This is a genomic window from Inquilinus limosus MP06 (assembly GCF_000767795.1).
GTDB classification, from domain to species: Bacteria; Pseudomonadota; Alphaproteobacteria; order DSM-16000; family Inquilinaceae; genus Inquilinus; species Inquilinus limosus_E.
In genome coordinates, this window is sequence record NZ_JANX01000429.1 from 1 (window position 1) to 5,656 (window position 5,656).

Consider the following 5,656-nt stretch of genomic DNA (forward strand, 5'->3'; position numbering starts at 1 on the left):
CCCTCCCCTCCCCCTCCCGCAAGGGGAGGGGGAGGATATCAGGGCAGGCCGCGCCCATCCGGAGTGTGCGAATGACCGCTCCCCGCCTGCGCGTCGTCGAGGCCCGGCTGTATGAGCGGCCGGTGCGGTTCCGGCTGCCCTTCCGCTTCGGCGCCGCCACCGTCACCGGCGCGCCCCAGGCGTTCCTGCGGTTGACGGTCGAAGCCGCGGACGGCCGCCGGGCCGAGGGCCAGGCGGCCGAGCTGATGGTGCCGAAATGGTTCGACAAGGACCCGGCCCTGACCGAGGCGCAGAATTTCGACCAGCTGCGCCGGTCGCTCGCCCTCGCCCGCCCGTTCTATCTGGAGGAGCGGCCGGCCCCGGCCTTCGCCCTGAGCGCCGCGATCGAGACGCGGCAGCACGCCGCCTGCGCGGCGGAGGGGCTGGGCGGGCTGATCGCCTCCTTCGGCCTGGCGCTGTTCGACCGCGCCGTGATCGACGCGCTGTGCCGGATCGAGGGCATCGACGCGGTCACCGCGGTGCGCACCAACAGCATCGGGCTGAGCACGGCGACCGCCCCCGATCTCCAAGAGTTCGACCTCGGCCTGTTCCTGGCCGGGCTGGCGCCGTCCGACAGCCTGCATGCCCGGCACACGGTCGGGCTGGCCGACCCGGTCACCACCGCCGAGATCGCCGAGCGCCTGGATGACGGGCTGCCGCAGAGCCTGGAGCAGGCGGTCGCCGCCTATGGCTATGCCCATTTCAAGCTGAAGCTGAGCGGCCAGGCCGACGCCGACCTGGACCGGCTGCGCCGCATCGCCGCCGTGCTGGACCGGCTGCCCGACTACCGCATCACCCTGGACGGCAACGAGCAGTTCGCCGAGGCCGGGCCGGTCGCCGAGTTCTGGGACCAGCTCGCCGCCGATCCCGGCCTCGCCCGGCTGCGATCCGCGGTTCTGTTCCTGGAGCAGCCGATCGCCCGCGCCCGGGCGCTGGCCGAGCCGATCCACGCCTTGACCGAGCGCGTGCCGGTCGAGATCGACGAATCCGACGCCAGTATCGACGCCTTCCCGCAGGCCCGTGCCCTGGGCTATCGCGGCATCTCGTCGAAATCCTGCAAGGGCTTCCACCGGGCGCTGCTGAACCGGGCGCGGATCGCCAAATGGAGCGCCGAGGACGGCACCCGCTACTTCCTGTCGGCCGAGGATCTGACCACCCAGGGCGGCATCGCCCTGCAGCAGGACCTGGTGCTGGCGGCGCTGGGCGGCGCCGGCCATGTCGAGCGCAACGGCCACCACTATGTCGACGGCATGGCCGGCGCCCCGGCAGCGGAGCAGCGGGCCTTCCTGGCCGCCCATCCGGACCTCTACGCCGAATCCTCCGGTCGCGCCCGCCTGAGCATCCGCGGCGGGCGCCTCGCCATCGGCTCGGTACTGGCCGCGCGCGGCCTGGGCACCGCCCTCACCCCAGACTGGTCGGCGATGGCCGACGGAGCTTCGGAGATCTGACCCATGGCGAGCGGTACGCATACCGGTGGCCTGTCCATCAACCTCGCCACCGTCCGCCAGCAATGGGACATGCGCCAGGCGGCTGAGGCCTGCCTGGGCCACGGCATCACCGCGATCGCCCCCTGGCGCGACCAGGTGCAGAAGATCGGCCTGGGCGAGGCGGCGCGGATCGTCCGCGACAACGGCTTCCAGGTCACCGGCCTGTGCCGCGGCGGCATGTTCCCGGCCGGCGATCCGGAGGCGCGGAAGGCGGCGATCGACGACAATCTGCGCGCGGTCGACGAGGCGGCGGCGCTGGGCGCCGACTGCCTGGTGTTGGTGGTCGGCGGGCTGCCGCAGGGGTCGCGCGACATCGGCGCCGCCCGGCAGATGGTGGCCGACGGCATCGCCGCGGTCCTGCCGCATGCCCGAGCCAGCGGCATCCCGCTGGCGATCGAGCCGCTGCACCCGATGTACGCCGCCGACCGCGCCTGCGTGAACACGCTGAAGCAGGCGCTGGACATCTGCGACCTGCTGGGCGAGGGCATCGGCGTCGCCATCGACGTGTACCATGTCTGGTGGGACCCGGAGCTGATGCCGCAGATCGCCCGCGCCGGCGCCGGGGGACGCATCCTGGCGCATCACATCTGCGACTGGCTGGTGCCGACCACGGACCTGCTGCTGGACCGCGGCATGATGGGCGACGGGGTGATCGACCTGCGCGGCATCCGAGCCGCGATCGAGGCCGCCGGCTTTTTGGGCCCGCAGGAGGTCGAGATCTTCTCGGCCGAGACCTGGTGGAAGCGGCCTGGCGACGAGGTGCTGAAGACCTGCGTCGAGCGTTATCACTCAGTTTGCACGCTGTAACGGGGCACCCTGTAACGGGGTCTGGAGGCGGAAATGGGCAAGACGAAGGTCGCGCTGGTCGGAACCGGCCATCGCGGCGCCGGGACCTGGGGGCGGGAGCTGCTGGCCCAGGTCGGCGACGTGGTCGAGATGGTGGGGTTGTGCGATCAGAACCCGCTGCGGCTGGAACGGGCGCGGGCGGCGATCGGCGTCGACGCGCCGGTGTTCACCGATCTCGGCGCCATGCTGCGCGAGACCCGGCCGGACCGGCTGATGGTGTGCAGCCGCGACAGCGTGCATGACGAGCACATCGTCCAGGCGCTGGAGGCCGGCGTCGACGCGATGACCGAGAAGCCGATGACCACCACGGCGGAGAAGTGCCGCCGCATCCTGGAGGCGGAGAAGCGCACCGGCCGCCGGGTCGACGTCACCTTCAACTACCGCTACGCGCCGACATCGCAGCGGATCAAGCAACTGCTCCTGGACGGCGCCATCGGCGACGTCGTGTCGGTCGACTTCCACTGGTATCTCGACACCAAGCACGGCGCCGACTATTTCCGCCGCTGGCACGCCTATCGCCGTTATTCCGGCAGCCTGTTCGTGCACAAGGCCACCCACCATTTCGACCTGCTGAACTGGTACCTGGCGTCGGAGCCCGAGGAGGTGTTCGCCCGCGGCGAGCTGCGTCATTACGGCCGCAAGGGCCCGTTCCGCGGGCCGCGCTGCAAGACCTGCCCGCATGCCGGCGAGTGCGACTTCCATTTCGACGTCTCGGCCGATGCCTGGCTGACCATGCTGTACGAGGATCCGTCGCGCGAGGACGGCTATGTCCGCGACGCCTGCGTGTTCCGCGAGGACATCGACATCCCGGACACGATGTCGGCGGCGCTGCGCTATAGGAACGGTGTCCAGGTCTCCTACTCGCTCAACACCTTCATGCCGATCGAGGGCCACCATCTGGCCTTCAACGGCACCAAGGGGCGGATCGAGGTGCGGCAATACGAGCGCCAGCCCTGGACCGTGCCGCCGGCCGACGAGATTCTGCTGATGCGCAATTTCGGCAAGGTCGAGCACATCTGGGTGCCGCAGGAGCATGGCGGCCATTGGGGCGGCGACCCGAAGATGCAGGCCATGCTGTTCCGGCCGGGCATCCCCGACCCGCTGGGCCTGCGCGCCGACGCCCGCGCCGGGCGCTGGCGGTGCTGTGCGGCGTCGCCGCGCTGGAGAGCATCGACAGCGGCCGCAGCGTCGCCGTGGCGCCGCTGCTGCAGGGCTGACCCGCGGCCCCTTCCCGCATGGCCGGAGTTCCGCCATCCTGCCGGCCCTGTGGGAGGAAGCGGACCGTGATCGATCTCGACACCAGGCCGGACGGGCGCGCATGAGCCCGTCCGCCGACATCGCCGGCGCCAGAGCGTCCGGCAGCGCGTCGCTGCTGGGCCTGCTGCTGCTTTGCTCCTTCCTGTGGGCCACCGCCTATCTGCTGATGAAGGTGCTGGGCACCGACATCGCCCCGGTGCCGCTGGCCGCCATCCGCGGCCTGATGGGCGGCGGCCTGCTGGCGCTGTGGCTGCTGGCCCGCGGCCAGACCATCCTGCCGCGCGGCCGGGAGTGGCGCGACTGGATCGTGCTGGGCATCCTGCAGGGCATCATCCCGAACACGCTGACCGCCTATGCCCTGGCTGACACCGAGGCCGGCCTCGCGGCGCTGATCGCCGCGTCGAGCCCGCTGATGGTGGCTGTGCTGGCGCATCTGCTCTTCACCGACCAGCGGCTGGTCGGCCGGCGCGCCGCCGGCGTGCTGGTCGGCTTCGCCGGCATGGCCATCCTGCTGGGCCCCGCCGCCCTGGCCGACAGCCCCGCAGGGCTGTTCGGGCCGCTGGCGATGGCGGCGACGGCCGCCAGCTACGCCTTCGGCGTGATCTATGTCCGCAGCATCCCGTCGCCCCGGCCGGTGCGGCTGGCGCTGGGCCAGCAGGTCTTCTCCGGCCTGCCGAGCATGGTCGCGGTGCTGGCCGTCACCGGCCCCGCCGCCTTCGCCGCGGTGCCGGCGCACGCGCTGGCGCTGCTGTTCTTCGGCATCTTCTCCACCGCCGTGCCGATCGCGCTGTATATGCAGATCCTGCGCGTGGCCGGGCCGACGCTGGGGTCGATGAACGCCTATCTCACCCCGGTCTGGACCGTGCTGCTGGGCGTGCTGGTGCTGCACGAGACGATCGGCCTGAACGAGATCGCCGGCGGCCTGGTGGTGCTGGCCGGCATCGCGATCGTCTCCTCCGCCGGCCGCCGCCCCGCCGCAAGCGCCGCCCGCCCCTGACCGGCGGCGCGCATCACCGCAGCCCCCGAAGCCGCGGCAGGACGCAGAGCAGGATCGCAGCGGAGCAGAGCACGGCCAGGACCAGGGTGCCCTGTTCCACCATCTCGATCACGGCGCCGAGCCAGAGCATCCCCAGATCCATGGCGGCATCTCCGACGGTGTCAGTCCCGGGCGGCGCGGCACAGCGCCCAGAGATAGGGGGCGGCACAGAGCAGGATGCCGCCGAGCCAGAGCATGGCGAAGATCATGATGCGTCCTTCCAGCATTCCGATGAAGCCGGACATGGTGGCAGCGCCCGGCTGCCGCCCCTCGCGGGCTGGCGCTCAGAACCGGTAGCCGACCGCCAGCCCGACCGAAGGCTGCGCCTCGCTCTCGGTGATCGGGCTGTCCGCCGCGTCGCCCAGCAGGACGCCGACGCCGACATTCGCCGTGGCGAACCAGCTCTCGGAGATCGCCCAGTTCAGGCCGACGCGGAAGTCGACGCTCTTGAACCCGGCCCCGGCGTCGTAGCGCTCCAGCCCCGATTTCCGCGACTGCGACGACGAGACGCCGAAGAAGCTCTGCATGTAGTCGTCATTGGCCCAGGTGGCGGAGATGCCGGAGGACAGCGTCCAGCTCTCGGACAGGGGCACCTTCACCGACACGCCGGGCCGGACCAGCACGCCTTCGCTGCCACCGAAATCCTTGCTGACGTCGAGGCCGAGCTGGACCATGCCGAAGGAATAGGAGCCGAAGACATGGCCGCGCGCCGCCGCGTCGATGTCGCCCAGGCCCCTCAGATGGTCCTCGTCATCCTCGTCCCGCCCCGGCGCGAAGCCGACCGACACGCCCAGCCGCAGCGCGTCGGTGCGGACGACGTTGACGCCGATCCCGCGCTCCATGTCGAGGAAGATCCGATCCCGCCAGTTGATCGAGACGAAGGGCAGCGGCGATACCGAGAACTTATCGGAGCCCTCGTAGCTCGGCCGGACCAGGGCGCCGCCGCCGAGCACGAAGCTCCAGTCGCCACGGCCGGCGCCTGGGGCCTCCT

The 5,656-nt window shown here is 71.4% G+C and carries 7 protein-coding genes; 4 read left to right on the forward strand and 3 right to left on the reverse strand.

Features of this window, described 5'->3' with window-relative positions; genetic code table 11:
* The first annotated feature begins 71 nt into the window (after nt 1–71).
* Genes P409_RS24935 through P409_RS24950 form a run of 4 tightly spaced genes read left to right on the forward strand, consistent with a single transcriptional unit; the run spans nt 72 to nt 4,626 of the window.
* Nucleotides 72–1,487: an enolase C-terminal domain-like protein gene (locus P409_RS24935; protein WP_034844888.1), complete on the forward strand. Its 1,416-nt coding sequence runs from the start codon at nt 72–74 to the stop codon at nt 1,485–1,487.
* Between the two features lie 3 nt (nt 1,488–1,490).
* Nucleotides 1,491–2,333 carry a sugar phosphate isomerase/epimerase family protein gene (locus P409_RS24940; protein ID WP_034844889.1) on the forward strand — a complete coding sequence of 281 codons (843 nt, stop codon included), beginning with the start codon at nt 1,491–1,493 and terminating at the stop codon, nt 2,331–2,333.
* A gap of 33 nt (nt 2,334–2,366) precedes the next feature.
* Nucleotides 2,367–3,659, forward strand: a complete 1,293-nt coding sequence (locus P409_RS24945) for a Gfo/Idh/MocA family protein (RefSeq protein ID WP_202964801.1) — start codon at nt 2,367–2,369, stop codon at nt 3,657–3,659.
* Nucleotides 3,660–3,690: 31 nt separating this feature from the next.
* Entirely contained in the window at nt 3,691–4,626 is a 936-nt protein-coding gene (locus P409_RS24950) for a DMT family transporter (RefSeq protein WP_034844891.1), read from the forward strand.
* Nucleotides 4,627–4,639: 13 nt separating this feature from the next.
* On the opposite strand, the gene P409_RS41295 is transcribed toward P409_RS24950, so the two are convergent.
* From P409_RS41295 to P409_RS24955, 3 genes are all read right to left on the reverse strand, one after another.
* Nucleotides 4,640–4,768, reverse strand: coding sequence for a hypothetical protein (locus tag P409_RS41295; protein WP_274519179.1), 129 nt, complete (start codon nt 4,766–4,768; stop codon nt 4,640–4,642).
* A gap of 19 nt (nt 4,769–4,787) precedes the next feature.
* Nucleotides 4,788–4,910, reverse strand: a complete 123-nt coding sequence (locus tag P409_RS41300) for a hypothetical protein (protein WP_274519180.1) — start codon at nt 4,908–4,910, stop codon at nt 4,788–4,790.
* Nucleotides 4,911–4,949: 39 nt separating this feature from the next.
* Nucleotides 4,950–5,656: MipA/OmpV family protein (locus P409_RS24955; protein ID WP_034844893.1), on the reverse strand; the 707-nt coding region annotated here is incomplete at its 5' end.

What these genes read in the sequence shown, in the direction of transcription:
- P409_RS24935 (WP_034844888.1), top strand. Translation starts at nt 72, where the DNA reads ATGACCGCTCCCCGCCTGCGCGTCGTCGAGGCCCGGCTGTATGAGCGG.
- P409_RS24940 (WP_034844889.1), top strand. Translation starts at nt 1,491, where the DNA reads ATGGCGAGCGGTACGCATACCGGTGGCCTGTCCATCAACCTCGCCACC.
- P409_RS24945 (WP_202964801.1), top strand. Translation starts at nt 2,367, where the DNA reads ATGGGCAAGACGAAGGTCGCGCTGGTCGGAACCGGCCATCGCGGCGCC.
- P409_RS24950 (WP_034844891.1), top strand. Translation starts at nt 3,691, where the DNA reads ATGAGCCCGTCCGCCGACATCGCCGGCGCCAGAGCGTCCGGCAGCGCG.
- P409_RS41295 (WP_274519179.1), bottom strand. Translation starts at nt 4,768, where the DNA reads ATGGATCTGGGGATGCTCTGGCTCGGCGCCGTGATCGAGATGGTGGAA.
- P409_RS41300 (WP_274519180.1), bottom strand. Translation starts at nt 4,910, where the DNA reads ATGTCCGGCTTCATCGGAATGCTGGAAGGACGCATCATGATCTTCGCC.